General features: G+C 62.2%; 24 protein-coding genes. 8 read left to right on the forward strand and 16 right to left on the reverse strand.

All coding sequences use genetic code 11. The features are described 5' to 3' along the window. Window positions 1-27: 27 nt before the first annotated feature. Entirely contained in the window at window positions 28-216 is a 189-nt protein-coding gene (locus tag ACQ4MS_RS09515; RefSeq protein WP_431099216.1) for a heavy-metal-associated domain-containing protein, read from the forward strand. A gap of 74 nt (window positions 217-290) precedes the next feature. Further along, window positions 291-1,145, forward strand: coding sequence for an archaetidylserine decarboxylase (gene asd / locus ACQ4MS_RS09520; protein WP_431099217.1), 855 nt, complete (start codon window positions 291-293; stop codon window positions 1,143-1,145). 9 nt (window positions 1,146-1,154) lie between these two features. Here the strand turns inward: asd and ACQ4MS_RS09525 are convergent, their stop codons facing one another. Then, entirely contained in the window at window positions 1,155-2,006 is an 852-nt protein-coding gene (locus ACQ4MS_RS09525) for a DUF72 domain-containing protein (RefSeq protein ID WP_431099218.1), read from the reverse strand. A 226-nt stretch (window positions 2,007-2,232) separates the two neighbouring features. Between ACQ4MS_RS09525 and ACQ4MS_RS09530 the strand changes: the two genes are divergently transcribed. Both ACQ4MS_RS09530 and ACQ4MS_RS09535 read left to right on the forward strand, forming a co-directional pair. After that, window positions 2,233-3,708, forward strand: a complete 1,476-nt coding sequence (locus tag ACQ4MS_RS09530; RefSeq protein WP_431099220.1) for a M20 family metallopeptidase — start codon at window positions 2,233-2,235, stop codon at window positions 3,706-3,708. A gap of 79 nt (window positions 3,709-3,787) precedes the next feature. Further along, window positions 3,788-4,702: a lysophospholipase gene (locus tag ACQ4MS_RS09535; protein WP_431099221.1), complete on the forward strand. Its 915-nt coding sequence runs from the start codon at window positions 3,788-3,790 to the stop codon at window positions 4,700-4,702. 220 nt (window positions 4,703-4,922) lie between these two features. On the opposite strand, the gene ACQ4MS_RS09540 is transcribed toward ACQ4MS_RS09535, so the two are convergent. The 4 genes from ACQ4MS_RS09540 to ACQ4MS_RS09555 form a co-directional block, all read right to left on the reverse strand. Then, window positions 4,923-6,092, reverse strand: a complete 1,170-nt coding sequence (locus ACQ4MS_RS09540; protein ID WP_431099222.1) for an MFS transporter — start codon at window positions 6,090-6,092, stop codon at window positions 4,923-4,925. Window positions 6,093-6,119: 27 nt separating this feature from the next. Continuing rightward, a complete protein-coding gene (locus tag ACQ4MS_RS09545) occupies window positions 6,120-6,464 on the reverse strand; it encodes a DUF805 domain-containing protein (protein WP_431099223.1) in 345 nt (114 codons plus the stop codon). Between the two features lie 129 nt (window positions 6,465-6,593). After that, window positions 6,594-7,355, reverse strand: a complete 762-nt coding sequence (locus ACQ4MS_RS09550; RefSeq protein ID WP_431099224.1) for a 16S rRNA (uracil(1498)-N(3))-methyltransferase — start codon at window positions 7,353-7,355, stop codon at window positions 6,594-6,596. Between the two features lie 100 nt (window positions 7,356-7,455). After that, a complete protein-coding gene (locus tag ACQ4MS_RS09555) occupies window positions 7,456-8,646 on the reverse strand; it encodes an aminoglycoside phosphotransferase family protein (protein ID WP_431099225.1) in 1,191 nt (396 codons plus the stop codon). A gap of 117 nt (window positions 8,647-8,763) precedes the next feature. Here ACQ4MS_RS09555 and ACQ4MS_RS09560 point away from each other — a divergent pair, with 117 nt between their 5' ends. From ACQ4MS_RS09560 to rsmA, 3 genes are all read left to right on the forward strand, one after another. Beyond that, the gene (locus tag ACQ4MS_RS09560) at window positions 8,764-11,220 is read left to right on the forward strand and encodes an LPS-assembly protein LptD (protein WP_431099226.1); all 2,457 of its coding nucleotides are present in this window, start codon (window positions 8,764-8,766) and stop codon (window positions 11,218-11,220) included. Continuing rightward, entirely contained in the window at window positions 11,213-12,622 is a 1,410-nt protein-coding gene (locus tag ACQ4MS_RS09565; RefSeq protein WP_431099227.1) for a peptidylprolyl isomerase, read from the forward strand. The genes ACQ4MS_RS09560 and ACQ4MS_RS09565 overlap by 8 nt, the downstream gene beginning before the upstream one ends. Window positions 12,623-12,745: 123 nt before the next feature. Then, window positions 12,746-13,516, forward strand: a complete 771-nt coding sequence (rsmA, locus tag ACQ4MS_RS09570) for a 16S rRNA (adenine(1518)-N(6)/adenine(1519)-N(6))-dimethyltransferase RsmA (protein WP_431099228.1) — start codon at window positions 12,746-12,748, stop codon at window positions 13,514-13,516. Between the two features lie 245 nt (window positions 13,517-13,761). Here the strand turns inward: rsmA and ACQ4MS_RS09575 are convergent, their stop codons facing one another. The 11 genes from ACQ4MS_RS09575 to ACQ4MS_RS09625 form a co-directional block, all read right to left on the reverse strand. Further along, window positions 13,762-14,211, reverse strand: coding sequence for a barstar family protein (locus tag ACQ4MS_RS09575; RefSeq protein WP_348050784.1), 450 nt, complete (start codon window positions 14,209-14,211; stop codon window positions 13,762-13,764). A 54-nt stretch (window positions 14,212-14,265) separates the two neighbouring features. Next, entirely contained in the window at window positions 14,266-14,661 is a 396-nt protein-coding gene (locus tag ACQ4MS_RS09580; RefSeq protein WP_431099229.1) for a ribonuclease domain-containing protein, read from the reverse strand. Between the two features lie 176 nt (window positions 14,662-14,837). After that, window positions 14,838-17,156 carry an NADP-dependent malic enzyme gene (locus ACQ4MS_RS09585; RefSeq protein ID WP_431099231.1) on the reverse strand — a complete coding sequence of 773 codons (2,319 nt, stop codon included), beginning with the start codon at window positions 17,154-17,156 and terminating at the stop codon, window positions 14,838-14,840. Between the two features lie 229 nt (window positions 17,157-17,385). Then, a complete protein-coding gene (locus ACQ4MS_RS09590; protein ID WP_431099232.1) occupies window positions 17,386-18,102 on the reverse strand; it encodes an ABC transporter ATP-binding protein in 717 nt (238 codons plus the stop codon). After that, window positions 18,095-18,835: an ABC transporter ATP-binding protein gene (locus tag ACQ4MS_RS09595; protein WP_431099565.1), complete on the reverse strand. Its 741-nt coding sequence runs from the start codon at window positions 18,833-18,835 to the stop codon at window positions 18,095-18,097. Before ACQ4MS_RS09595 ends, ACQ4MS_RS09590 begins: the two co-directional genes overlap by 8 nt. A 44-nt stretch (window positions 18,836-18,879) precedes the next feature. Continuing rightward, window positions 18,880-19,857 (reverse strand): branched-chain amino acid ABC transporter permease, encoded by a 978-nt coding sequence (locus ACQ4MS_RS09600; RefSeq protein ID WP_431099233.1) that lies wholly within the window; start codon window positions 19,855-19,857, stop codon window positions 18,880-18,882. A 1-nt stretch (window position 19,858) separates the two neighbouring features. Next, window positions 19,859-20,731, reverse strand: a complete 873-nt coding sequence (locus ACQ4MS_RS09605; protein WP_431099234.1) for a branched-chain amino acid ABC transporter permease — start codon at window positions 20,729-20,731, stop codon at window positions 19,859-19,861. 94 nt (window positions 20,732-20,825) lie between these two features. After that, window positions 20,826-21,998 carry an ABC transporter substrate-binding protein gene (locus tag ACQ4MS_RS09610; RefSeq protein WP_431099235.1) on the reverse strand — a complete coding sequence of 391 codons (1,173 nt, stop codon included), beginning with the start codon at window positions 21,996-21,998 and terminating at the stop codon, window positions 20,826-20,828. Window positions 21,999-22,149: 151 nt separating this feature from the next. Further along, on the reverse strand, window positions 22,150-23,136 hold the full coding sequence (locus ACQ4MS_RS09615; RefSeq protein WP_431099236.1) for a PDR/VanB family oxidoreductase: 987 nt from the start codon (window positions 23,134-23,136) through the stop codon (window positions 22,150-22,152). A gap of 90 nt (window positions 23,137-23,226) precedes the next feature. Further along, entirely contained in the window at window positions 23,227-24,021 is a 795-nt protein-coding gene (locus ACQ4MS_RS09620; protein WP_431099237.1) for a GntR family transcriptional regulator, read from the reverse strand. Between the two features lie 17 nt (window positions 24,022-24,038). Then, a complete protein-coding gene (locus tag ACQ4MS_RS09625) occupies window positions 24,039-25,133 on the reverse strand; it encodes a Rieske 2Fe-2S domain-containing protein (protein WP_431099239.1) in 1,095 nt (364 codons plus the stop codon). Window positions 25,134-25,277: 144 nt separating this feature from the next. On the opposite strand from ACQ4MS_RS09625, the gene ACQ4MS_RS09630 reads away from it, so the two are divergent. Continuing rightward, window positions 25,278-26,393 (forward strand): 5-methyltetrahydropteroyltriglutamate--homocysteine S-methyltransferase, encoded by a 1,116-nt coding sequence (locus ACQ4MS_RS09630; RefSeq protein ID WP_431099241.1) that lies wholly within the window; start codon window positions 25,278-25,280, stop codon window positions 26,391-26,393. Window positions 26,394-26,397 lie beyond the last annotated feature (4 nt).

The raw sequence follows: 26,397 nt of genomic DNA on the forward strand, positions 1-26,397 counted from the left end.
TCCCTGCAGCAACCTTAAGGAGTTTTTATGGAATTCAATATCCCCGCCATGAGCTGCGGCCATTGCGTTGGCGCCGTCACCCAGGCCGTCAAGTCGCTGGATCCGGCCGCGCAGGTCAGTGTGGACTTGCCTGGCAAAAAAGTCGTGGTGCAGTCTTCGCAAGAACGGCGGGCCGTGGCGGCCGCGCTCGCTGAGGCGGGTTATCCCGCACAGTGAGCAGCCGCTGGCCGACAGGAAGGGTGTTTTGGGCGTCGATAGAATGACCCTTTCTTCCCTACTGAAGCCGCCTAGTGTCCGACCGATTCGCCGTTATTCCCCAATACCTGTTTCCCAAACAGGCGCTGACCAACTTTGCCGGTTTCGTGGCTTCGCGTGAGCGCGGCTGGGTCACCACCGAAATCATTCGCCGCTTTGTCGCGAAGTACCAGGTCAACATGGACGAGGCGCTCAACTCCGACATTGCTAGCTATCCGACCTTCAACGACTTCTTCACGCGGGCGCTCAAGCCTGAAGCACGGCCGCTGGCAAATGCGGATCTCATTTCCCCGGTAGACGGTGCGATCAGCCAGTTCGGCGCGATTGAGAAAGACCAGATCTTCCAGGCCAAGGGCCACAGCTATTCGACCACCGCGCTGGTGGGGGGCGATGCGGCGCTGGCGGCGCACTACCAGGACGGCCATTTCGCCACGCTCTACCTGAGTCCCAAGGACTATCACCGCATCCATATGCCCACGGGTGGTCGCCTGGCGCGCATGATTTACGTGCCGGGTGACCTGTTTTCCGTCAACCCCGTCACCGCACGCGGCGTGCCCGGCCTGTTCGCGCGCAACGAGCGCGTGGTGTGTCTTTTTGAATCGGCCCGCGGTCCGTTTGTGCTGGTGCTGGTGGGTGCGACGATTGTCGGCAGCATGGCCACGGTGTGGCACGGCGTGGTCAACCCGCCGCGCGGCAAGGTGGTGCGGGAGTGGAACTACCCCGACGAGCTGGCCTCTGCGATTCGCCTGAAGCAGGGCGAGGAAATGGGCCGCTTTCTGCTGGGCTCCACGGTCGTGATGCTGTTTCCCAAAGGCCCGCTCAAGTTCAATCCCGAGTGGGCGCCCGGCCGCGAGATTCGCCTGGGCGAGGCCATGGCCTCCTACGGCTAAACCTGCGGGCTACACAGCGGGCTCAAAGCCCAGCCGGTTTAAAAAAGCCATGGCGGCCGCCGGTGCCCTTTCTTTGGCGCCATTGATGAAATACACAAACACGTCGCGCGGCTTGCCCTTTGCCTGCGTGTCTTCCAGCGCAGGCAGGTCATGTGGCGCTGTGCCCGCCGCCCACTGCCGCGCGCGCTCTGCCCACGCGTCGAGTGCGCTTTCTTCGTAGCCTGTTTCCAGGTTGGCGTCGCTCATCATCAGACGGGCGTAGGCAAAATCACCGGTGAGATCCGCAAAAGACGGGAACTTGTCAGCGTCGGTAAAGACCGTGGCTACCTTGTAACGCCGTGCCAGTGCCAGGTAGTCGGGCGACATGAAACTTTCATGGCGCACATCCACCACATGGCGCAGTGCATGGCTACCCACCTGCTTGGGCAAGAGCGCGAGAAACGCCTCGAAATCCTCCGCGTCAAACACCTTGCCGGGCATGAACTGCCAGACGATAGGACCCAATTTGCGGCCCAGTTCGCCGATGCCGCTGTCAACGAAACGCTGGATGGATTCGCCTGCCTCCGCCAACACCCGGCGGTTGGTGGCGTAGCGTGAAGCCTTCAGGGAAAACATGAAGTCATCGGGCGTCTCGTCGTGCCACTTTTTGAAGCTCGCAGGCTTGAGCGTGCCGTAGTAGGTACCGTTGACCTCGATGGCGCTGAGCTTGCGGCTGGCGTATTCCAGCTCTCGGCTATGCGGCAGGCCGGGCGGAAAGAAATTGCTGCGCCAGGGCTCGAAAGTCCAGCCGCCCACGCCCGCCCGTATGCGGGAATGGGCCGGCGGGGCGGGGCTTGCTGGGGTGCGGCTGGCTGGTGTCATGGCGGCTCCGTGCTTGCTGGTCGGTTCTCTCGTTCAATCTCGTCCGATAAGGGGAGAAATGGTGAAGTTATCTTTGCTCTGGCCGGCCGTGGGCGCTGTAGGTTGAATTCCCCAATTGCGGGTCTTCCCCTGGCCGGTGGCGCGGTCTGTGTCGGAAGCGTACAGTAGCAGTTGTCGCGGCCAAAAGCCGCCCTGAAAAGCCGACATTTCCTCCCGGAGCCCTTCCATGAACGCCCCCTTGCACCGCGAAATCCCCGCCAGCATCCTCAACGCCGCCCAGGCCCTTTCCCAGGTGACGGCCCAGTGGGACGGTGACATCGTCAAACAGATCACCGACTACATTTCCATTCCCGCCAAGTCCCCCACCTTCGACAGCGACTGGGCCCAGCACGGGTTCATCGACACCGTCATGCGCAATGCGGCGGCCTGGGTCGAGGCGCAGAAGGTCGAGGGCCTCACGCTGGAAATCGTGCGCCTCGAAGGCCGCACCCCGGTGCTGTTTTTTGAAATCCCGGCGACGCGCGCCGATTCGACGCAAACCGTGCTGATGTACGGCCACCTCGACAAACAACCCGAATTCACCGGCTGGCGCAATGACCTGAGCCCCTGGACGGCGAAGTACGAGGACGGCAAGCTCTACGGCCGCGGTGCCGCCGACGACGGTTATGCCGTCTACGCCAGCATCGCCGCAGTGCAGGCGCTTAAAAGCCAGAACGTTCCGCACCCGCGCATCGTTGGCCTGATCGAGACCTGCGAGGAAAGCGGCTCCTACGATTTGCTGCCCTACGTCAACGCACTGCGCGAACGCCTCGGTGAGGTCGCGCTGGTGGTGTGCCTGGATTCCGGTGCGGGCAATTACGACCAGTTGTGGCTGACCACCAGCCTGCGCGGCAATGCGGCCGGCGTGCTCAAGGTGGAGGTGCTCACCGAAGGTGTGCACTCCGGCGACGCCAGCGGCCTGGTCCCCTCGAGCTTTCGCATCATGCGACAGGTGCTGGACCGCCTCGAGGACAGCAAGACCGGGCGCCTGTTGCCGCAGAGCTTTCATTGCGAAATCCCGGCCGACCGCCTGGCCCAGGCGCAGGCTACCGCCAAAATCCTCGGTGAGGAAATCTACAAGCGCTTTCCGTGGGCGCATTACGACTGCGAAGGCTCCAGCAGCTTCGCCTTGCCCACCACCACCGACCCGGTCGAAGCCCTGCTTAACCGCACCTGGCGCCCCACGCTGAGCGTGACGGGCGCCGAGGGCTTTCCGGCGCTCAAGGACGCCGGCAATGTGCTGCGGCCTTACACCGCTTTCAAGCTCTCGCTGCGTTTCCCTCCCCTGATCGATGCCGGCGCGGCAGTGCAGGAACTCAAGACATTGCTGGAAGACAATGCGCCCTACCAGGCCAAGGTGACTTTCGAAAGCAATGGCGGCGCGACCGGCTGGAATGCCCCCAGCACTGTGCCCTGGTTCGAGAACGCGCTCAACGACGCGTCGCAGAGCTTTTTTGGCGCACCTTGCGGCACCATCGGCCAGGGCGGCACCATTCCGCTGATGAACATGCTGAGCAAGGGTTTTCCCAAGGCGCAGATGATGGTCTGCGGCGTGCTGGGCCCCAAGAGCAATGCCCACGGCCCCAACGAATTCCTGAACGTGCCCTATGCCAAAAAGCTGACCGCAGCGGTTGCGCATGTGATGGCCCGCGTCCCCGGTTGACTCGGGTGCGCAGTCTTTCCTCTTTCCTGCATCGCGGGCTTCCGCGTACGCTTGCCCCAGGCCAGGCTTTCGCCGCCGCATGCATTCGACCATCCTAGCCCCCTTCACCGCCCGCGACGGCGAGAACCTGGCCCTCTACGAGTGGCCGCTGGACGCCTGGGCCGACGAAATGGGCCCGTACGCGCCGCCGCCGCGTGCCGTCGTGCTGCTAGTGCATGGCCTGGGTGAACACGCTCTGCGCTACGACCATGTCGCGCGCCAACTGATGGAGTGGGGCTTCGCCGTGCGCGCCTACGACCAGCGTGGCCATGGCGAGTCGGGCGGCGCGCGGGGTGTGCTGCCCCATGACAGCACCTTGCTCGACGACCTGGCCGAGGTAGTCGACGACACGCGGCTGCGCTGCATGCGCCTGGTGCGGGAATCCGCAGCGCCGGAATCCGCCCAGCTTCCGATCGTCCTGCTGGGCCACAGCCTGGGCGGCCTGGTGGCCAGCCGTTTTGTCTCGCTGGGCATGCGCCCCGTCGACGGCCTGGTGATGTCCTCGCCGGCGCTGGATGCCGGCCTGGGTCCTCTGCAAAAACTGTTGCTGGCGTTCATGCCGAAACTGGCGCCCAACCTGTGCGTGGGCAACGGCCTGGATCCGAACTACCTCTCGCACGACCCCGAGGTGGTCAGGAAATACCTGGCAGACCGGCAGGTGCACAACAGGATTTCGCCGCGGCTGGGCAAGTTCATCGCGACGGCCGGCCCGGCGACCATAGCGGCCGCCGCCCGCTGGCGCACGCCGACGCTGCTGATGTATGCGGGCACGGACCGCCTGGTCGACCAGGCGGGCAGCCGTGCTTTTGCGGAAAGCGCCGCGAACTCACGGGATGTCATGCCCGGGACGGTGACCACGCGCTGCTTTGAGGGCCTCTACCACGAGATATTCAACGAAACCGATTCGGCGCCGGTGTTCGACACGCTCAAGGCCTGGCTGGACGCCCGCTTTTAGCGTGTAAGAGAATCTTGGGGGAAGCCTTCGTTAGCCCAGTCAACACGGGCACAAGTAGCTATTAAATTAATAGCGCCCCCGGCGAAAGACGGAGGCTTAGCCTGGAGCTGCATCCAGCTGTCCATCGGGTCCTCACCATGGTTTGTCCTTGGAGCCTGGCCTTCGCTGTGAGGTATTTGACAGAGTCCGGCAGTATCGGAAGCCCGGAAAGCAAAAGGGCTCAGATTTTTTGGGCCTTGCGTTGGCCCAGTGAGAGCCAGGCCAGCGCCGCTGCGGTCAGCCCCAGCGGCAGGAGGGAGCCCATGTTCAGCAGCGCCCAGCCTTGCGTGGTGACCAGCACACCGGAGGCCAGCGAAGAAATCGCCAGCACGGCGAAAATGCAGAAATTGAGCGCACCCTGCGCCTTGTCTTTTTCCTCAGGGCGATACGCTGTGAGGGCCAGCGTGGTGCTGCCGGTAAAAAGAAAATTCCAGCCCAGGCCCAGCAAAAAGAGTGCGACCAGGAATTCCTTGAGTTCCACGCCCGAGAGCGCGATCAGCACGCACGCTACGTTGAGCGCCACGCCCACCGCCATGATGGGCAGGATGCCGAATCGGCGGATCAGGTGGCCGGTGAAAAACCCCGGCGCAAACATGCCGATCACATGCCACTCCAGAACCAGCGCAACGCTGGAAAACGGCAACCCACAGACCTGCATGGCAATCGGCGTGGCAGCCATCAGGAGATTCATGACGCCGAAGCCCAGGGCGCCCGCAGCAGCGGCCACAATAAAGACCGGCTGCCGCATGATTTCGCTGAGTGGCCGCCCTCCCCGGGCCGCATGTGCCTCGGGTGGCGGCGGAAAGCGGATGAAGCCCAGCAGTGCCATCGAAAGCAGCGCCACACCAGCCAGTGCGAGGTAGGCGCCGGCAAAAGGGGTATCAGTCAATTCCCGGGTACGGGCTGCCAGGTTGGGCCCGGCGACGGCGCCCAGCAGGCCGCCGGCCATGACCAGCGAAATGGCTTTTTCACGAAAGGCCGGCAGGGCAAGTTCTGCCGCGGCGAAGCGGTAGAGCTGCGCATTGGCGGCGTAGTAGCCTGCCACCACCGTGGCCGCCACCAGCAACCAGAAGTTTTTGCTGTACGCCGCATAGCAGCACAGCAGGGCCGAGGCAACGGCGACCAGCAGGCCTAACTGGAAAGAAATCTTGCGCCCGAAGCGTGTTTGCGTGCGAGCCACCACGGAAGTGGATAGCGCCCCGCCCACCACATAACCCATGACAGGCAATGTGGCCATCCAGCCCAGCGGCGCCAGGTTCAGGCCGACCAGGCCGTTGATGGCGATAAAGGTGACGTTGTTGGTGAGAAAAAGGCCTTGGCAGATGGCCAGCAGCCAGAGGTTACGGTTCATGGCTGCTGCGCCTTGCTGATCGCCCCGTCAGGCGGCTTTGGGGTTGCTGCCGTAGGCGTTGTCCTGGGGGTCGCCCTCTTTCACCGCCCAGTACAGCAGGATGATCCAGCCGATGAAGGGGATCAGCCCGATCAGCAAAAACCAGCCGCTGCGGCCGATGTCATGCAGGCGGCGCACGCCGACGGTAATGCTGGGAATCAGATGGCCCAACGCCACGAGAAGACCGACCAGACCCAGGCCGATGATGGCGTCGAGGATGCCAGCCAGGATGATGATGCCGATGTACACCAAAAAGTACATCCAGTACTCGGTGCGCCGCGCACGGCCGTCGATGTTGAAGTAATTCTTCATTACTTTCAGGTACCAGTCCATGACACTCCTCTCGAAGGGTTGATGTTGTAAGCGGCGTTGCGGGGCTGTGTGTATTTCCAGTTTCCCGGCTCATCGCGCCAACGCCATCTTACGTGAGCGTTGTGATACCTTTGCCGTGGATCAGCGGGGTCAGGCGCAGGCCAGTGCCAGCAACGACAGGCAGGCCAACGGCGCGGTCTCGGCGCGCAGCACGCGCGGCCCCAGGCTAACGGGTGCAAAACCGCTGGCGATGGCTGCCGCTTCCTCCGCGAGGCTAAGGCCACCTTCGGGACCGCTCAGGAAAGTCAGCGCACCGCTGCCGGCAGCAGCGACTGCTTTGGCCAGCGGCAGGGTGCCGTCCTGCAGCGACAGCAGCAACCGGGTGCCGCCTTGGGTGGTGCCATGCCCCGCCCCTTTAAGCCAGTCGGCCAGGTTGGCGGCGTCGTGGATGAGCGGCACGCGGCTGCGGCCGCATTGCTCGCAGGCGGCGATAGCCACGCCGCGCCAGTGCGCCAGCTTTTTGTCGGCACGCTCACCTTTGATGCGCAGCACGCTGCGTTCGCTCATCAGGGGCTGGATGCTGGCTACACCGAGCTCGGCGGCTTTTTCGATCAGCCAGTCCATGCGCTCATTGGCCGGCATGCCGACGGCGAGGTGGACGGCACGGCCGGCCTCACGCGCCGTGGCGGTGTAGGCACCGACCATCACTTCGACGTCGCTGCGGCCCATGCGTTCGATGGTGGCGGCGAATTCGCCTTCGCTGCCCGGTTGGCCGTTGCCCCGGCCATTGAACAGCGTGAGTGCGTCACCGGGCTGCATGCGCAAGACCTGCACATGGCGCGCCGCATGCGCGGGCAGGCTGACGGAGCTGCCGGGCGCGAGAGCGATGTCGGCGTAGAAGCGGGCGGTCACGGGACGGGCCTTGAAGCGATGTGGCGGTGCAAGAGTGTTTTTGCTATCAAAATAATAGCGATAAGTCCAATGCTTGTCCGGGCTAGAGTCGTATTCTTCATCAAAATGTATAGCCCACACGGGTTTCGTTGCCTTCGATTTCGTCAAGCAGCACCATCAGCGGCCCGAGCTGCCGGTAGCGCGCGGCGGTGTTGCGGGCGTACTTGATGAAGCGGGGCGTGTCGGCCAGGTATTTGGGCTTGCCGTCGCGCAGTGTGAGCCGCGCAAAAATGCCCAGAATCTTGAGGTGGCGCTGCAGGCCCATCCATTCCACGGCCCGGTAGAACTCCCCGAAATCATCGCCGACCGGAAGCCCCGCCTTGCGGGCTTTTTGCCAGTACCGCACGGTGATGTCCAGCACGAAATCTTCTTCCCAGGTCAGGAAGGCGTCGCGCATCAGGCTGGCGATGTCGTAGGTAATGGGGCCGTAGACCGCGTCTTGAAAATCCAGCACGCCTAAAGGTGGAGCTCCCACGCTTGTCGCTTCGCGTACTACGCTGCCCCTGTTCGCCATGTTTCGGGGCTCGTTTCCTGGGGGCAGCCCGTCGGCAAATTGCATGCCCCCTGCGTTGCTGGGCTGGGTGATCATCAGGTTTCGAGGCATGAAGTCGCGGTGTACGTAGACCCGTGCGCCATCGAGCGAATTCAGGTTGCTGGCCTTAATCTGTTCGAAGATGACGTTCAGTTTGTCCTGAAGGCCGGTGTCCAGCGCGATACCGCGGTGTTTGGCGACATACCAGTCGGGAAAGAGCGCCAGCTCGCGCGAGAGCAAAGCGTCGTCATAGGGAGGCAGCACGCCAGGTTGCGAAGCCAGTTGCCAGCGCACCAGCGCCTCGATCGCGTCCACATACAGGTCGTAGTGTGCGGGGGCGGGGCTTGCAATTGCGTCTACTTCAGCGGGCGGGGTGAGTGCCTCCATCATGGTCTGCGCGCCCAGGTCGCTTAGCAGCATGAAGCCCAGCGGCTCGTCCCACGCCAGCACACGCGGGGCCGTCAAGCCGGCGTCGGCCATCAGGCCGGCCACCTTGACAAATGGTTTGCAATCCTCTTGTGCGGGTGGGGCGTCCATCACGATATAGCTGGCGTTGCCTGCTGCGGCGTCTACCCTGAAGTAGCGGCGAAAACTGGCGTCGGCAGAAGCCAGCCTGACCGTGTCGGGCCTTAGCCGGTGCTGGTTAGCGGCAGCGGCCAGCCAGTTGGAGAAGGCGCTGGCACGAGCGGGGTCGGCCCAGGCAATGGGGGGGAGATTCATGTTTGCGAGGCCTTTGGCCGTCCTGCGGTAGCTCCCCGGTCTGGCAGCGCGGGGAGGAGATGGAGGGTCATGGATAATCAGGCCTGATTTTACAAACGGGTTTATCTCACATAAACGATGCACCGCGCATCCCCTTCGCCTTTTATTCTTTCCCCGATAGCGCAAGCTGTCTCCACGCTGGTGGTTTGCGCAGCACTGGGGATGACCGGTGCCGGGAGGGCGCACGCCCAGGTTGGGCCCCAGTCGCCTGTTCCCTTACAGGGGGCTTCCGCGGCGCAGGTTGCGGGCCAGCCTGCAGGTGATGCGCCCAAACTCAAGTCTTCGCCCCAGTTGGCCGAAGAAGTGTCCAGTGATCCGCAGGATAGGGGCCCCACGTTTGTTTTTGGCGACCGGATTTCAGGACGGCCGGATCTTGAGACTGTCATTGACGGCAACGCTGAACTGCGCCGCGGGGCCACCTCCATTCGCGCGGATCGCATCGAGTACTACCAGCCCGAAGACCAGCTCAAAAGCCGCGGCAATGTCCGCATCAACCGGGCCGGCAACAGATTTGAGGGCCCCGAACTGGAGATCAAGCTAGATCGGTTCGAAGGTTTTTTCACGACGCCAAGCTATCGTTTCCTCAGCAATGGGGGTAATGGTCAGGCCCGGCGAATTGATTTCATCGATGAAGGTCACCTGACCGCTCAACGGGCCAGTTACACCACCTGCGAGCGCGATGACGAGGCGAGTTGGGAGCCTTCCTGGGTGCTGCGTGCCCGAAGCTTTGAGTTTGACTTGGAGCGTGAGGTGGGGGTAGCCAATGGAGCCGTTGTGCGTTTCAAGGATGTGCCCATCCTGGCATTCCCCAAGGTGAGTTTCCCGCTAAGCGACAAGCGCAAGTCAGGGCTTCTACCTCCTTCCGTCGGGATGGGGTCATTGAATGGTTTTGAGTACAAGCAGCCTTATTACTTTGATATTGCGCCCAACCGGGACGCGACATTTTCCCCGACGTTTATGCTCAAGCGTGGTGTGGATTTCGCCGGGGAATTCCGTTACCTGGAGCAAAAGTACAGCGGCGAACTGCAAGGAAGCTTTTTACCCGGAGACAAGTTGCGCAACCGTGACCGCTGGTCTTACGGTTATCAGCATCGCGGCGCTATCAGTAGCGGCCTGTCATCCGTGGGAGACCTGGGTATCAACCTTAATATGACCCGGGTGAGTGATAGCGATTATTGGCGGGACTTTCCGGCTCTTAAAGGGGCGACCACTCCGCGCCTTTTGCCTCAAGATGCGACTTTGTCCTGGAGTCGTGGATTTTTTTCCTCGTCCATGCGGACACTCAAGTGGCAGACCTTGCAGGATGTCACCTCGCCCATTATTCCGCCTTACGACCGCCTACCCCAATTTGCGATGGCCTATACCCGTGTGGACGCGCCTGTGGCGGGATTGGGTAATGGTTTTGACTGGTCGGTGGAAGGGGATCTCACCCGGTTCTCCGCAAACCGTCAGCTTACAAAGCAGCCTAACAGTGATCGGGCATTCACACGGCTGCAACTGAGCCGCCCCTGGCTGCTGCCCGCGGGTTACATCACGCCTAAAGTGCAGTTGCATGCGGCGAGCTACACGTTTGATTCAGCACTGCCCAATGGCGCAAAAACAGCGTCGCGTGTGGTCCCCACCTTTAGCCTGGACAGTGGCGTGCAATTCGAACGCAGCGCCGAATTCCTGGGGCGGAGCTTCACCCAAACCCTGGAGCCCCGGGCCTTTTATGTGCGTACGCCCTATCGTGACCAGAGCCTTCTGCCGAACTACGATTCTGGGTCTAACGACTTCAACTTTGCTACGGTCTTTACCGAAAACGCGTTCGTCGGCAATGACCGTATTTCTGACGCCAACCTGCTGACCTTGGGTGTCACCTCGCGCTTGCTGGATCCTGCGACCGGCGCGGAGGCTGTGCGTATTGGTATTGCGCAGCGCCTGCGCTTTGAGGATCAGAAGGTCACCTTGCCAGGGGCGCTGCCGGTGACTGACCGTATCAGCGACTTGCTCGTCGGCGCGTCCATCAATTGGGTGCCGCAGTGGTCTTTCGACAGCACGGTGCAGTACAACCCCAAGACCAAGCAGTCTGAGCGGACCTCTATCAGCGTGCGCTACAACCCTAGCGGTTACCGCGTCATCAGTGCTGCGTTCCGGCGCCAGCGCAATGTCAGTGAACAAGTTGATGTGGGGTGGCAGTGGCCCATCAATGATTTGTGGGGCGACAAGGGGAAGGACCTGGGCCCCGGGCAAGGGCAGGGAGCAGGCCGTTACTATGCTGTTGGCCGGCTGAATTACAGCATGCGGGATAAAAGACTCGTTGATTCGATCATCGGCGTTGAATACGATGGCTGCTGCTGGATAGGGCGCGTTGTGCTGCAGCGTTCTCAAACGGGGACCGGAAGCGCCGATACCAAAATCCTGTTCCAGCTTGAACTGGTCGGATTCTCACGTCTCGGTTCCAACCCCCTGGAAACGCTGAAATCGAACGTTCCGCGTTACCAATATCTGCGTGAGAATACCAGTACGCCAAGCCGTTTTACTACTTATGACTAATATTCGTGTTGTTCCAGAGTTTTTTTTGAAGCCGGCTCAGCTTGCTGTGATGACCCTGACGCTGTTGGTGGTGGCAGGGGCGCTGGCTCAAGGGCTGCGGCCCTCCGGTACGTTGCGCTTGCCCGATGCGGCTTCCGGCCCCGGAGCGGCGGTGCAGGGAAGCGGGCAACGGCAGGCTGACTTCATTGTTGCGGTGGTCAACTCCGAACCTATTACCAACAATGAAGTTCGCAGCAAGTTGGTTCGTACTGAGCAACAAATGCTTCAAATGGGCGCTGCAGTGCCGCCGCGTGGTGAACTGGTGGGACAAATCCTGGAGCGCTTGATCAGTGACAAGGCACAACTGCAAATGGCTCGTTCCTCCGGCCTGAGGGTGGATGACAACGCCGTTGAGGCCGCGATCCAGACTGTTGCCAATCAAAATCAGATCTCAGTCAGCGAGTTGCGCAGCCGCCTGAAGGCGGACAACATCGACTATACCCAGTTCCGTTCTGAGCTGAGGGACGAGTTGCTGGTCACCCGCTTGCGCCAGCGTGAGCTGGAATCGCGCGCGACGGTCACGGAGCAGGAAATCGATCAATTTCTGCGCGACCAGGAAGGCGGCGCGCCTTCGTCTTCGCTTGCTCTCAACCTCGCAGAAATTCTGGTGGCCGTGCCGGAGAATGCTACGCCTGATCAGGTCGCAGCGCTGCAGGTGAAGGCCCAGCAGGTGTTGGATCGAGCCCGTAGTGGCACCGACTTTGCCGCCCTGGCCGCCGAAACCTCCGCATCGCCCACCCGCGCCTCAGGTGGTCAGATGGGGTTGCGCACAGCGGACCGCTATCCGGACCTCTTTGTGGCCGCGACAAGCAAACTGCAGGCGGGGGGCTTGGCGGGGCCATTGCGAAGTGGGGCGGGATTTCACATCCTCAAGGTCATCGAAAAACGGCAGGGTGGCATGCCGGGCATGATGGTGACGCAAACCCATGCCAGACACATCCTTCTCCGGTTGACGCCGCAACTCAGTGAAGCCGCCGCCATAGAAAAGCTGGCTGGTTTCAAAAAACGCATCCAGGCCGGGCAGGCCGATTTCGCGGCGCTTGCCCGCGAAAACAGTGACGATGCTTCGGCCAAGGAGGGGGGTGACCTCGGCTGGGCAAGCTCTGGCATGTTTGTGCCTGAGTTCGAGAACGTTATGAACGGACTGGCGCCTAACCAAATAGCCGACCCCGTGGTTTCCCGGTTTGGCGTCCATCTTATTCAGGTGCTGGAACGCCGCGAGACCCAACTCTCGCAGCGTGAACAGCGCGAGATGGCGCGCGGTGTACTGCGCGAGAAAAAACAAACCGAAGCTTACGCGTTGTGGGTTCAAGAAATCCGGGGTCGTGCCTATGTGGAATACCGAGAAGCACCGCAGCTATGAAGATGATCCTCGTATTCCCTCTAGCCTTACCTGCCACGCCTGGCGAGCCAATTTCCAGGGCGATTTCTCCGGAGAGCCAGTCCTGTTTTTTTACCCGCTTGTCGGCTTAGTCCCGCCGCCGATGTGAAACATATTGCACGCAAGCGCTTTGGCCAGCATTTTCTGACGGACCGAGGCGTCATTGAGGAAATTGTGCAGGCGATCGCCCCGCGGCCCGGGCAGGCCATGGTGGAAATTGGTCCCGGATTGGCAGCGTTGACGCAGCCTCTGGTCGAGCGGGTGGGGCATTTAACGGTCATCGAGCTGGACCGCGATCTTGCCCGCCAGTTACGCTTGCATCCCCAGCTTGCCGTGGTCGAGTCCGATGTGTTGAAAGTGGATGTTCGCCAGCTGGCGCAGACGGCCTGCGCCGATGGGCAGAAACTTCGTGTGGTCGGCAATCTTCCATACAACATCTCCACGCCCATTCTGTTTCACCTGCTGGATGCGGTGGAGGTCATAGAAGACCAGCATTTCATGTTGCAAAAGGAAGTAATAGACCGGATGGTAGCTAAGCCGGCCACCAGCGACTATGGCCGGCTTAGCGTGATGCTGCAGTGGCGTTACGCGATGGAAAATGTCCTGTTCGTGCCGCCGCATAGCTTTGACCCGCCACCGCGTGTCGACAGCGCGGTGGTGCGCATGATGCCGCATGCAGCGCCTGTGGTATTGGACGTCAAGCTGCTTAGCGAACTGGTGCAGGTGGCTTTCAGCCAGCGCCGAAAGCTGCTGCGGCACACGTTGGGGCAATGGTTGACCGCGCGGGGCTTTGGTGGCGTCTTTGACGTGCAGCGCCGTGCCGAGGAGGTGTCGGTGGACGAATACGTAGCCCTGGCACAAGCATTGCAGACCTGAACGGCCGGTGTTTCGGTATAAAAAAAGCCCGTCAGAGACGGGCTTTTTTGCGGGCGCCTGCGGCGACCATATGATTTTGCTTTAAGCAGCTGCGAGCCAGTAACCCGCGTTAAATGGGCTGCTCATGCGCAGCGCCAATGGCGACACGTCTACCAGTTTGTCGGTAGGCATGACTTCTTCACCTTCTGCAACTGCTTGCTGGGCCTCATTCGCCCGATCCCCTTGGCCGATGTCTGGGGAGCGGGCTACAGAAAAGAATAGAAGCATCTGAACGGTATCTTGCGATCCGCCCAGTAGTCCGAGGCATCCCGGAAGATGTCGAGCAACTGCTCGCGCGCTTCCTTGTCAAATTTGGCATTCGCCGGAATCTGCTCGAGCACGACGATGAAGCCTGGCTGCGGGCCTGATTTGTGAACCAGATCCGTCATGCAGTCATACAGCGCGTCGAAATTCTTGCCGAAGTGTGCAGGGAAAGTGTATTGCGCCGCAATCATGTCCAGCACATCCTGCTTGCTCTGGGCATTGCCCAGGTTGGCATACAGAAAATGCTGGTTTAGATGTGTCGCTGCATCTTGCAGGTCCTGCACCCGGAAAGCCCGTATGGACTGAACGATATTGGGACGCACGCCTCGCAAGGGCGTTTCACCGTCCTTGCGCAATGGCGTTTCGTTGTCCCGACGAAGTGGTGTATCCATCTCCGCTACTCTTTCTCTTAAGTCAAAAACTCAAAATAACGACCACAGTTCAATTTATTGAACGATTCTGCGAAAACTCGCATAGTGGTCGTCGGTGTAATAACAGGCATCAGGCGCGACGGGTTTCAAGCCACCACAAACAATGCGCCGGGCTCCCCGGCTGCGTTCACCGGGCGTTCTGACGGTGTATTCACGGTAATAACCGCGATCTTGAGCCGGTAGAAGGCGTTCCCGGTTCCTAAATACCACGCCGTCCTTTTCATGCCTGAAAGGCCCGCCTTGGTAGATCAGCACCATCATGTCGCGTCCCTGGGGAGGCAATTGCACGGCCGCTATGGTTCCGATCGGAACCTGGCCTCTTGCCTGCACCACACTGGGGATTGACCCGGCCAGACCGGTTGCCAAAATCAGCAATGTGACCGTTTTGGCCGCCCACCCATTGCGCAACATGAAAAACCTTTTCTCGAATCCGGAGTTACCCGCCTATTTTTTCGGGTTAACCCTTAAATTTCAAGAGTGGTAGTTTGCCGCATGTGAGCAAAAAACGCAAGTGGATGCTGAAAATTTAGGCAGCAAAGGTAGGGATTATTCGTACTTTAAGTTAGTACTAGCTATCTAATTTTGGCTTACCGGCCGGCGTTAGCGTCCGCTACCGTCAGAGCTGTCATGTTAACAATACGGCGCACCGTTGCCGTGGCGGTCAGGATATGCATGGGCTTGTTGGCCCCCAGCAAAACCGGGCCAATAGCGATATTGCCGCCTGCCGCTGTTTTCAGCAGGTTGTACGAAATATTGGCTGCATCAATATTGGGCAGGACCAGCAGATTGGCCTCTCCCGTCAGCGTGCTATTCGGCATGATGAGGGCACGCGCATCGGCGTCCAGCGCCATGTCACCGTGCATTTCCCCGTCAACCTCAAGCCAGGGCGCTTTTTCGCGCAGCAATTCCAGCGTGCGGCGCATCTTCAGTGCGCTCGGCGAATTGGTGGAGCCGAAATTCGAATGAGACAGTAAGGCCGCCTTGGGTTTGATGCCGAAGCGCATCATTTCCTCGGCCGCCATGGTGGTGATCTCCGCCAGCTGCTCGGCCGTCGGGTCGCAGTTGACATGCGTGTCGAGCAGGAAAACCTGGCGGTTAGGCAGCAGCAGGCCATTCATGCAGGCATAGGTATTGACGCCTTCACGCTTGCCGATTACCTGGTCGAGATAGTCCAGGTGGTGAGCCGTCGTGCCCCAGGTGCCGCAGATCAAACCATCCACGTCGCCCTTGTGCAGCAACATGCCGGCAATCAGCGTCAAGCGGCGGCGCATTTCGATCTTGGCGATCTGCACGGTGACGCCGCGGCGCTCCATCATGCGGTGATAGGTTTGCCAGAAGTCCCGGTAGCGATGGTCCTGCTCGACGTTGACCACGTCGTAGTCGAGCTCCTCCTTCAGGCGCAGGCCAAATTTCTCGATGCGCTGGGCAATGATGGCGGGTCGGCCAATCAGTGTCGGGCGCGCGAGCCCTTCGTCCACCACAATCTGGCAGGCGCGCAATACACGCTCCTCTTCGCCTTCCGCGTAGGCCACGCGTTTGCGGCTGGCAGCCTTGGCGGCCGCAAAAATCGGCTTCATCACCGTACCCGAGGCATAGACAAAGCTTTGCAACCTCTCGCGGTAGGCATTCATATCCTGGATGGGCCGCAAGGCCACCCCGCTGTCGGCGGCAGCTTGAGCCACCGCAGGTGCGATCTTCATCATGAGACGCGGATCGAAGGGCTTCGGAATCAGGTACTCCGGACCGAACGCAAGCTTTTCGCCCACATAAGCGGCCGCCACGACTTCGCTCTGCTCGGCCTGAGCCAACTCGGCAATGGCGTGAACCGCGGCGATTTCCATCTCCACGGTGATGGTGGAGGCTCCGGCATCCAGGGCACCGCGGAAAATATAGGGAAAGCACAGGACGTTGTTGACCTGGTTGGGATAGTCGGTGCGGCCGGTCGCCATGATGGCGTCATCACGCACGGTGCGCACGTCTTCGGGCGTGATTTCCGGATTGGGATTCGCCAGCGCCAGGATGATGGGCTTGGCAGCCATTTTGGCGACCATGTCCTTCTTGAGCACTCCGCCAGCCGACAGACCCAAAAAGATGTCTGCGCCGGCAATGACGTCGGCAAGCGTGCGCGCGTCGGTTTTCTGCGCGAACTGGATCTTGTCTTCATCCATCAGCTCGGTGCGGCCCTCATACACCACACCGGCCAAGTCGGTCACAAACACGTTTTCGCGCTGGATGCCCAGCTTGAGCAACAGGTTCAGGCAAGCCAGCGCCGCTGCCCCTGCGCCGGAGGTCACCAGCTTGACCTGGCCGGGGCCCTTGCCAACAATCTTCAGGGCATTCAATACCGCAGCACCCACGGTGATGGCCGTGCCGTGCTGGTCGTCGTGGAACACCGGGATCTTCATGCGTTTGCGCAGTTCGCGCTCCACATAGAAACAATCGGGTGCCTTGATGTCTTCGAGGTTGATGGCGCCGAAGGTCGGCTCCAGCGAGGCAATGATGTCAACCAGCTTGGCTGGGTCTTTTTCGTCGATTTCGATGTCAAAGACATCCACGCCAGCGAATTTCTTGAAAAGAACGCCTTTGCCTTCCATGACGGGCTTGGCGGCCAGTGGGCCAATGTCGCCCAGGCCCAGAACGGCGGTGCCATTGGTGACCACTGCCACCAGATTGCCGCGGCTGGTGTATTTGAAAGCGTTATTGGGATCTTTGACGATTTCTTCGCAAGGCGCCGCGACACCGGGGGAGTAAGCCAATGCCAGGTCACGCTGGTTGGTCAGTTGCTTCGTCGCCGCGATGGCAACCTTGCCCGGTGTTGGAAACTCGTGGTATTCAAGCGCTGCGCGGCGCAGTTCGGCGCGTTTTTCTTCACGGTCAGCGGGTGTCGCGGGGGTGGGTATCGGCATCAGCAAGGTCTCCAGCGGAACGGTCGGGGCGACCGTCAATTTTTTGTAAGGTCAGCGATTGTAGGCCGTTGGACGGGAAAACCCTAGTAAGTGAATCTACGCAAAAAGGTGCTTTGCCTTTGACTTTTCAGCACAGAAAACCGCTTTACCGGCAGCTGTTTCACGATAACGGTGCGTAAACGTTTTTTGTGCGATTTAAGCGGGAAATGCTGAACAGCTATATAGCATGTCAGCGCGCGACACCCAGCAAATGATCAAGGCGCTCCGGCTGGTCGCGCAGAGCCTGGGCCGTCCCCGCATGAACCACCATGCCCCGGTCAAGCACCACGGCGCTGTCAGAAATGGCCAAAATGGCCTGCGGGTGCTGCTCCACGATGATGGCGCTCAGGCCTTCTTCGCGCGTGATGCGGCGGATGGCGCGCAGCAACTCCTCCACGATGATGGGCGCCAGGCCTTCCAGCGGCTCGTCGAGCAGCAACAGCTTCGGGTTCAGCACCAGCGCCCGGCCCACGGCCAGCATCTGCTGCTCGCCGCCCGACAGCTGCGTGCCCAGGTTGCCCTTGCGCTCGGCCAGGCGCGGGAACATGGCGTACACACCGTCAGGATTCCATTTGCCCGGGCGGGCCACCGCAGTCAGGTTCTCGTGCACCGTCAGCGACTTGAAGATGTTGCGTTCCTGCGGCACCCAGCCTATGCCGGCCGCTGCGCGTTCGTGCGAGGGCAGCCGGTGCAGTGCGACCATCGCTGCGCCCGCGCCGAATGAAATGGCTCCTCCATGCTGCCGCGTCGCACCGGCCAGCGTGTTGATCAGCGTGGTCTTGCCGGTGCCGTTGCGGCCCAGCAGCGCAAGCGTCTGGCCTTCACCGAGCGTGAAAGACACCTCGTGCAGCACCACGGCTTCGCCATAACCGGCGCGCAGCTGGTCAACCTCGAGCAGCTCAGCCATGGGCCATCTCCTCCCCATGTTCCTCTCCATGGCCCAGGTAAACCGCCTTGACCTGCGGGTCGGCCGCGATCTGTTCGGGCGTGCCCTCGGTCAGCAGCGTGCCGTTGACCAGCACCGTCATGGTGGTGGCGAAGCTGAACACCAGGTCCATATCGTGTTCGATCAACAGCACCGATACGTCGGCCGGCAGCGCGGCCACGGTTTGCAGCAGCTCCTCGCGTTCGCCGGCCGGCACGCCCGCCACGGGCTCGTCCAGCAGCAGCACGCGCGGCTCGCAGGCCAGCGCCACGGCGATCTCCAGCAGGCGGCGCTTGCCGTATGCCAGCACGCGGGTCGGTTGATCCATCACCTCGGCGAGGTGAAACTGCTCCAGCAATTGTTCGCAGCGTTCAGCCACGGCCCGGTTGCGGCCCAGCGGCTGCCACCATTTCGCGCCCAGGCCGGTTTGCTGCGATATGGCCAGCGCCAGCGTCTGCAAAGGCGTCAGCGAGTCGAAGAGCTGGTTGATCTGGAAGGTGCGCACCATGCCGCGCTTGACGCGCTGGTGCGGCGCCAGCCGCGTGATGTCTTCGCCTTCGAGCAGGATGCGGCCCTCGGTCGGCTGCAGCACGCCCGTCAGCAGGTTGACCAGCGTGGTCTTGCCTGCGCCGTTGGGGCCTATCAAGGCGTGGCGCGCACCGCGCCGCAGGTTCAGGCTCACGTTGTTGGTGGCCGCAATGCCGCCGAAGCGCATCACCAGCCCTTGCGCGGACAGCACCGCGTCATGCGTTGGGTCGCTCACGGGCGGCCTCCGTTGCGGCGCTGCGGCAGCCAGGTCCAGGGCCGGACCAGCCTTTCGCGGCCCACCAGCACCAGCACCACCAGGAAGAGGCCAATCCAGAAGGTCCAATACTGCGGCGTGATGGACGAGAGCGCATCCTGCATCAGCTTGAACACAATGGCCCCGGCCACGCCGCCATACAGCCAGCCTACGCCGCCCACCACCAGGATCAGCAGTACGTCGGCCGAGCGGTGGAATTCGAACAGATCCAGTGAGGCGAAGCCGGTGGTCTGCGTCAGCAGTGCGCCGGCCGCGCCGGCCACGCCCGCAGCCACCGTGTAGACCACCGCCAGCCGCGACGCCACCGGGATGCCGATGGCCATGGCGCGCAGGCGGTTGTCGCGTATCGCTTTGAGCGTCGCGCCCAGCGGCGAATGCACCAGTCGGCGCATCAGCACGAACAGCACCAGCAGCACCACCAGCGAATAGTAGGCGGCGGTGCGGCCCGCGAGGTCGAATTCAAAGCGGCCCAGCAGTGGGCCCATGACCACGCCTTGCAGGCCGTCGGCGCCGCCGGTCAGCCAGTCGAGCTTGTTGGCCAGCTCCAGCAGGATCAGCGCCACGCCCAGCGTCACCATGAGCCGCGTCAGGTCGCTGCCGCGCTGGATGGTGAGCGAGCACAGGGCGCCGAGCAGCGTGGCGGTGGTGATGCCCACGGCCAAGCCCACCAGCGGGTCGGGCATGACCAGCTTGGCGAACAGCGCCGCCGCATAGCCGCCTATGCCGAAGAAGGCCGCATGGCCCAGCGAGACGATGCCGGTGTAACCCAGCACCAGGTCCAGCGACACCGCGAACAGCGCGACGATGGCGATCTCATTGATGATGGATGCATGGCTGGGCATCAGCACCGGTGCGGCGAAGGCCAGGAGCCAGAGCACTGGTTCCCAGGGCTTCCAGCGGCTGCTTTTGAGCAGCGATGTCTGCGTGTTGCCCATGCTATTTGCCACCCTTGCGCACGAAGAGGCCTTGCGGCCGCCAGATCAGGATCACGATCATCAGGCTGTAGACGATGAAGGCGCCCAGCTTGGGAATGTAGTACTTGCCCGCCACGTCGGCGATGCCCAGGAGCAGGGCGGCCAGCAGCGGGCCGGTGATCGACGAGGTGCCGCCCACGGCTACCACGATCAGGAAATAAATCATGAACTTGAGCGGAAAGCTCGGGTCCAGGCCCAGCACCTCGGCGCCCAGCGCGCCGCCCAGGCCGGCCAGGCCCGAGCCCACGGCGAAGGTTGAGAGAAACACCAGGTTGACGTTGATGCCCAGGCCGGCCGCCACGCGCTGGTCGTCCACCGACGCGCGCAAGCGGCTGCCGAAGCGCGTGCGCGCCAGCAGGTACTGCAGGCCCACCGTCAACGCTGCGCACACTGCGATGATGAACAGCCGGTAGTGGCCCATGCCCAGCATCCAGGCGCCGCTGCCGATCTCGGTGCGGCCCTTGAGCCATTCGGGTAACTGGATGATCTGCTGCGTCGAGCCCACGAAGTAATCCACGCTAGCCACCGCCATGAACACCAGGCCTATGGAAAACAGCACCTGGTCCAGGTGCGGCTTGTTGTAGAGCGGCCGGTAGAGCGTGCGCTCCAGCACCGCGCCCAGCAGCGCCGAGCCTAAGAAGGCCAGCGGCAGGCACAGCAAAAAAGGAATGCCGAAGTGCTGCATCAGAAGCACGGTGATGTAGCCGCCGGCCATCGCGAAGGCGCCATGCGCGAGGTTGATGAAATTCATCAAGCCCATGGTCACGGCCAGGCCCACCGCCAGGATGAACAGCAGCATGCCGTAAGCGATACCGTCGAAAAGGATCGTGAGCATTTGTCTTCGCAAGGAACGGCGCGGAACCGGCTTTTGCCGGGCCGCAGAGGTTGCCCCCAGCAGGGGGAGGCGCCGCGAAGCGGCGCTTCGGGGGTTACTTGTTCTTTCCGGGGTCCTTGACGTCCTTGATCACGTCAAACTCCACGTTGTAAAGCTGGCCGTCCTTCTTCTCGACCTTGCGCAGGTAGACGTCCTGCACGATGTCGCGCGTCTGCGCGTCGATGAAGATCTTGCCGCGCGGGCTTTCAAACAGCTGGCCTTTCATGGCCTCGAGCAGCGCGTCGCCGCCACCCTGGCCCTTGCTGGTTTTGAGTGCCTCGTAGATTACCCGCATGCCGTCATAGCCGCCCACGGCCATGAAGTTGGGACGCAGGCCCTTGTTGGCCTTGGCAAAAGCTTCCACGAATCTTTTGTTCATGGCTGAGGGGTGCGCCGCCGAATAGTGATGAGAGGTCACCACGCCGATCGCGCCGTCTCCCATGTCGTTGAGCTGGTCGTCGTCTGTCACGTCGCCGGTGGCGATCAGCCGTATGCCGGCCTTGTCCAGGCCGCGCTCGAGGAACTGCTTCATCACCGCGGCGCCCGCGCCGGAGGGCACGAAGACGAACAGCGCATCGGGTTTGTTGTCGCGCACTTTTTGCAGGAAGGGTGCGAAGTCGGGATTGCGCAGCGGCACACGCAGCGCGTCGGTCACCTGGCCGCCGTTGAAGGTCAGGCGGTCCTTGAAGTATTTCTCGGCATCGATGCCGGGGCCGTAGTCGGACACCAGCGTGACCACTTTCTTGATGCCGTTTTTTGGCGCCCAGTCGGCCAATGCGACCGAGACCTGCGGCAGGGTGAAGCTGCTGCGCACGATGTAGGGCGAGGCCTGGGTGATGCTGGACGTTGCTGCGGCCATCACCACCATCGGTGTCTTCGACTGCGTCGCAATGGGCGCGGTGGCCAGCGCCGAGGGCGTGATGCCAAAGCCCGCCAGCACATTGACTTTGTCATTGACCACCAGTTCCTGCGCCAGACGGCGCGTGGTGTCCGGCAGCGAGGTGTCGTCCTTCACGATCAGCTGGATTTTTTTGCCCGCCACGCTGTCACCGTTCTGCGCCATATAAAGACGCACTGCTGCTTCGATCTGCCGGCCCGTGGTGGCCTGCTGGCCTGTCATCGGCAATATCAGGCCGATCTTGAAGGTGTTGTCCTGGGCCAGTGCCGAGGTGGCCGAAGCCAGGGTGGAAACGGCAAGTGCGGCGGCGGTAAAAAGGCGTCTTTTCATGGTTTGTCTCCAGTGGTCGATTTGAATTTATAAGGATGGATAGAAGGCCGATGAGGGTGGCTGGCGCTAGTTTACTGAGCGTTCGTGATGAGCACCAATGTTCTATATACGAACTGTCGGGAAGCCAAAACGGAGCACCACCTTCCGATGTTCAAGCGTCAGGCCGGTAGGAAGAATCCAGCGTCACCGAGCCCACTACCCGTGAGACACATGCGCACAGCCGCGTGTTCTGCTGCCTCTCGTGCTCACTGAGAAAGACGTCGCGGTGGTCGATCTCGCCGTCCAGCGCCAGCACGTCCAGCGTGCACAGGCCGCATTCGCCGCGTTTGCAGTCGGATACCGCTTCGACGCCGGCCTGTTCCAGGGCGTCCAGCAGGCTGCAACCGGCCGGCACGGTGATGTCCAGCGCGTGGCGAGGAATCAGCACCCGGAAAGCCTGCGGCGAAAAGCGTCCGCTGTTGCCGAAGGTCTCGTAACGCAGGTCGGCCGCCGGCCGGCCAGACGCCTCCCAGGCGTGGCGCGCAGCGTCCAGCATGGGCACCGGGCCGCAGACATACATTTGCGCGCCCGGTGGCAGCGCCGCGATCTCGGCGGTGAAATCGATGCGCGTGTCGACGGCCGCCTGCAGCCGCTCGCCCAGGCAGGCCCGCAGCGCCTGCCCGTAAGCCAGTTCAGCTTCACTGCGCACGCCATACAGCATGCGCAGTGAACGGCCCGACTGCGCACAGCGTCCGGCCAATGCCTGGGCCATACCCAGCAGCGGCGTGATGCCTATGCCGCCGGCCACCAGCAGGTAGGCCGGCGCGTTGAAGTCCAGCGGGAAATGGTTGCGCGGCCCGCTGACCTGCAGGCGGTCGCCGGTGGCCAGCCGCCACATCGCGCGCGAACCGCCGCGGCCGTCGTCCAGCCGCTTCACCGCGATGCGCCACGTTTGCCCGTCGGGCTCGCCGACCAGCGAGTAGGAGCGCAGTTCCGGCTTGCCGTCGACCAGCAGCTGCATCTGAAGGTGGCTGCCTGGTTCGTGGCGTTGTACGGTGGCTGCGTCACCCGTGGGCCGGATGCGGAACTCGCGCACGGTGGGCGTAAGGTCCCCAAAAGATTCAATGACCGCATCGGTCCAAGTAGCACAGGCTCTCATTCTTCAGTTCTCCATGGTCTCTTCAATTCGCGGGCCATTGGTGGCGCCCCATTGAGGGGGAGGCGGGCGCAGGCCGCTTCGGGAGGAGCGTCACTTCTTCCGTATCAAGCGCACGCCTGGCATCTGGTCCAGGTTGTGGCTGGCCACGGCGGCGCGCAGGTTGCGCTGGGCCAGGCGCGAATGCTCGCGCATGATGGCTTCGGCGCGTGAACCCTCGCGCTGCTCGATGGCGTCCAGTACCTGGCGGTGCTGGTCCTGCGCCACGATGAGCATGTCGCGCGCGCGCGGCGAGTTGGCCTGCACCACCACAAAACCCGAGGCCGAGGCGAAGGGCAGGCTGGACACGCGGTCCAGTTCCTTGGCGATCACCTCGCTGCCCGCCATTTCGCTGAGCAGCGCGTGAAAACGCTCGTTGAGCGCCACGTAGCTTGAAAACGCCTCGTCGTTAAGGGCCGGCTGGCTCAGCACTTCGTCGATGCGGTTCAGGCATTCGCGCGCTTCGCCGAGCACCACGGTGGGCGCGCCGCGCTCGGCCGCCAGCCGCGCCGACAGGCCTTCGATCGTGCCGCGCAGCTCGATCGCCTCGGACACGTCGCGCTCCGAGAACGTGCGCACAGCGTAGCCGCCGTTGGGCAGCGACTCCAGCAGACCCTCCTGTTCCAGGCGCATCAATGCCGCGCGGATGGGTGTGCGCGAAAAGCCGAGCTTTTCAACGATGGACAGCTCGGCAATGCGCGCGCCGCCGGGCAACTCGCCGGCAAGGATCATTTCGCGGAGCTGCAGTTGCGCCCGCACCTGGGCACTTTCAAGGCTGTTTTGGCCTGTAGCCCCAACAGAATCTGCGGTAGTAGCTACTGAATTGATAGCATTGATTGTGGTTCGCATAAAAGATGAGCTCCGCCTCAGGCCGCCAGCCGGATAGCGATGACAGGCGCCGTTGGTTTTTCTTTCGCGATCAGTCCGTCTATCAGGCGCCGCGCCCACATGGAGCCGGCATCGATGTTCAGGTTATAGAACTGATGGTCCGGGTGTTCGTCGATGGCGACCTGCTGGGCCTCCAGTACATGTTCGTCCTCGCGGAAGATGCCGGCCACGCCTTCGCGCAACTGGTGCGTCAGGCGCTGCTCGCCCAGGCAGTAATTGCGCGCGAAGGCCCAGAAGTAGTGGCAGCTGCCGTCGGTCTCGGGCGTCACCGTGTTCAGCACAAAACCGTTGACGCCCTTGCTGCGGTCGCCGGGCCGGCCGTCCCTGGGCGGCGCGCCCGACCCGGCCTCGGCCACGCCGACGTCGATGTTCACGGTGCAGGGCGCTTCGAATTTGATGATCTGCCAGCGGTCCACCTTGCCCTTGTAGCCGCGCGCATGTTCGATCTGTCCGGCCCAGAAGGGTGGCGCGTCTATGTTCTCCATCCAGCGCGTCACAGTGGCGGTGCGGTCGCCGTGCGTGGCCACAAAGGGCGCTTCGGCCACGGCGCGCTGGCCGATGCTGGAGCCGTGCACAAAGGTCTCGTGGGTCAGGTCCATCAGGTTGTCCACCACCAGGCGGTAGTCGCACTTCACGGTGATCAGCTTGCCGTCGCCGGCCCAGGCCGGGTCGTCGTTCCAGTGCATGTCGGGCACCAGCGCCGGGTCCGCCTTGGCCGGGTCGCCGGGCCAGACCCAGACGAAGCGGTGCTTTTCCACCACCGGGAAGGCGCGTACGCAGGCCGAGGGGTTCAGCGTTTCCTGGCTGGGCATATGGGTGCAGCGGCCCTGCGCGTTGTAGACCAGGCCGTGGTAGCCGCAAGTCACCTCGTCGCCGTTGAGCGTACCCATGGACAGCGGCAAGAGCCGGTGCCAGCAGGCGTCCTCCAACACGGCAATCTGGCCGTCTGTGCGGCGGAACATCACGAGCTTCTGTTTGCAGATCGTGCGCGCCAGCAGCTTGCGGCCGACCTCGACGTCATAGGCGGCGGCGTACCAGGCGTTCAACGGAAAAGCGGGTTTTTTGGCATCCATGGATACTCAATGTATACATAAATTGCCGAAAAGCCAAGAAAAACAGGGATATTGAGGGTAAATACGGAGTTGTTGTATTCAATGAAGTGAGTTTTAGCTGGAATACCATGAGGCCCTGTACTTGCAAACTACGGAGACTTTCCCATGACCGCCAAACTCCCCGCCCGCTACGACCATGTCGGCAGCTTTTTGCGTCCCCAGTACCTGCTCGAGGCCCGCGAACAAAAAGCCAAGGGCCAGATCACGCCTGAACAACTGCGCAAGGTTGAAGACCAGGCCATCACCGAAATCGTGAAGTTCCAGGAAGACGTGGGCCTGAAAAGCATCACCGACGGCGAATTCCGCCGCACCTACTTCCACATCGATTTCCTGGAGCAGATCGGCGGGGTGAAGACCGACATCCCGGTCACGATCCAGCGGCCCGACGGCACCATGGAACTGGCGCCCCCGGTGATGCGCGTGATCGACAAGGTGCGCCACGTGAAGGACATCCAGCTCGCCGACTTCCAGTACCTCAAAAGCCAGGTCAGCGCCGGCAACACGCCCAAGGTCACCATTCCCTCGCCCACCATGCTGCACTTTCGCGGCGGCCGCGCCGGCATCAGCAAGGAAGCCTATCCCGAGCTCGATCCGGCTTTTTACGACGATGTGGCTAAAGCCTATGGCGACGAGCTGCGCAGCCTGGCCGCGGCTGGCTGCACCTATGTGCAGATGGACGACACCAACCTGGCTTATCTCTGCGACGAAAAAATGCGCGAAGCGGCGCGCCAGCGCGGCGACGATCCCAACGAGCTGCCGCATCGCTACGCCAGGTTCATCAACAAGGTGGTCGCGCAAAAGCCCGCCGGCATGACGCTGGCCATGCACCTGTGCCGCGGCAACTTCAAGAGCACCCACGCCGCGGCCGGCAACTACGAGCCGGTGGCCGAAGCGCTGCTCAAGGAGATGGACCTGGACGCCTATTTCCTCGAATACGACGACAGCCGCAGCGGCGACTTCAAGCCCCTGCGCTACCTGCCCAAGGGCAAGACCGTGGTGCTGGGCCTGGTCACCACCAAGTTCGGCGAAATGGAAAGCAAGGACGACCTGAAGCGCCGCATCGAGGACGCCGCAAAATACGCACCGCTGGAGCAGCTCGCGCTGTCACCGCAGTGCGGCTTCAGCAGCACGGTGCACGGCAACAATATCGCCGTCGAAGCGCAGCGCAACAAGCTGCGCCTGGTGGTCGAGACCGCGCAGGAGGTCTGGGGCGCGGCCTGACATG

Origin of the sequence: Polaromonas aquatica (assembly GCF_050626995.1) — a bacterium.
Taxonomy (GTDB): domain Bacteria; phylum Pseudomonadota; class Gammaproteobacteria; order Burkholderiales; family Burkholderiaceae_C; genus Polaromonas; species Polaromonas aquatica_A.

Coding starts and splice junctions, on each gene's coding strand:
- ACQ4MS_RS09515 (WP_431099216.1), top strand. CDS start 28: ATGGAATTCAATATCCCCGCCATGAGCTGCGGCCATTGCGTTGGCGCC.
- ACQ4MS_RS09525 (WP_431099218.1), bottom strand. CDS start 2,006: ATGACACCAGCCAGCCGCACCCCAGCAAGCCCCGCCCCGCCGGCCCAT.
- ACQ4MS_RS09530 (WP_431099220.1), top strand. CDS start 2,233: ATGAACGCCCCCTTGCACCGCGAAATCCCCGCCAGCATCCTCAACGCC.
- ACQ4MS_RS09535 (WP_431099221.1), top strand. CDS start 3,788: ATGCATTCGACCATCCTAGCCCCCTTCACCGCCCGCGACGGCGAGAAC.
- ACQ4MS_RS09540 (WP_431099222.1), bottom strand. CDS start 6,092: ATGAACCGTAACCTCTGGCTGCTGGCCATCTGCCAAGGCCTTTTTCTC.
- ACQ4MS_RS09545 (WP_431099223.1), bottom strand. CDS start 6,464: ATGGACTGGTACCTGAAAGTAATGAAGAATTACTTCAACATCGACGGC.
- ACQ4MS_RS09555 (WP_431099225.1), bottom strand. CDS start 8,646: ATGAATCTCCCCCCCATTGCCTGGGCCGACCCCGCTCGTGCCAGCGCC.
- ACQ4MS_RS09560 (WP_431099226.1), top strand. CDS start 8,764: ATGCACCGCGCATCCCCTTCGCCTTTTATTCTTTCCCCGATAGCGCAA.
- ACQ4MS_RS09565 (WP_431099227.1), top strand. CDS start 11,213: ATGACTAATATTCGTGTTGTTCCAGAGTTTTTTTTGAAGCCGGCTCAG.
- ACQ4MS_RS09575 (WP_348050784.1), bottom strand. CDS start 14,211: ATGGATACACCACTTCGTCGGGACAACGAAACGCCATTGCGCAAGGAC.
- ACQ4MS_RS09580 (WP_431099229.1), bottom strand. CDS start 14,661: ATGTTGCGCAATGGGTGGGCGGCCAAAACGGTCACATTGCTGATTTTG.
- ACQ4MS_RS09585 (WP_431099231.1), bottom strand. CDS start 17,156: ATGCCGATACCCACCCCCGCGACACCCGCTGACCGTGAAGAAAAACGC.
- ACQ4MS_RS09590 (WP_431099232.1), bottom strand. CDS start 18,102: ATGGCTGAGCTGCTCGAGGTTGACCAGCTGCGCGCCGGTTATGGCGAA.
- ACQ4MS_RS09595 (WP_431099565.1), bottom strand. CDS start 18,835: ATGCGCTTCGGCGGCATTGCGGCCACCAACAACGTGAGCCTGAACCTG.
- ACQ4MS_RS09600 (WP_431099233.1), bottom strand. CDS start 19,857: ATGGGCAACACGCAGACATCGCTGCTCAAAAGCAGCCGCTGGAAGCCC.
- ACQ4MS_RS09605 (WP_431099234.1), bottom strand. CDS start 20,731: ATGCTCACGATCCTTTTCGACGGTATCGCTTACGGCATGCTGCTGTTC.
- ACQ4MS_RS09610 (WP_431099235.1), bottom strand. CDS start 21,998: ATGAAAAGACGCCTTTTTACCGCCGCCGCACTTGCCGTTTCCACCCTG.
- ACQ4MS_RS09615 (WP_431099236.1), bottom strand. CDS start 23,136: ATGAGAGCCTGTGCTACTTGGACCGATGCGGTCATTGAATCTTTTGGG.
- ACQ4MS_RS09620 (WP_431099237.1), bottom strand. CDS start 24,021: ATGCGAACCACAATCAATGCTATCAATTCAGTAGCTACTACCGCAGAT.
- ACQ4MS_RS09625 (WP_431099239.1), bottom strand. CDS start 25,133: ATGGATGCCAAAAAACCCGCTTTTCCGTTGAACGCCTGGTACGCCGCC.
- ACQ4MS_RS09630 (WP_431099241.1), top strand. CDS start 25,278: ATGACCGCCAAACTCCCCGCCCGCTACGACCATGTCGGCAGCTTTTTG.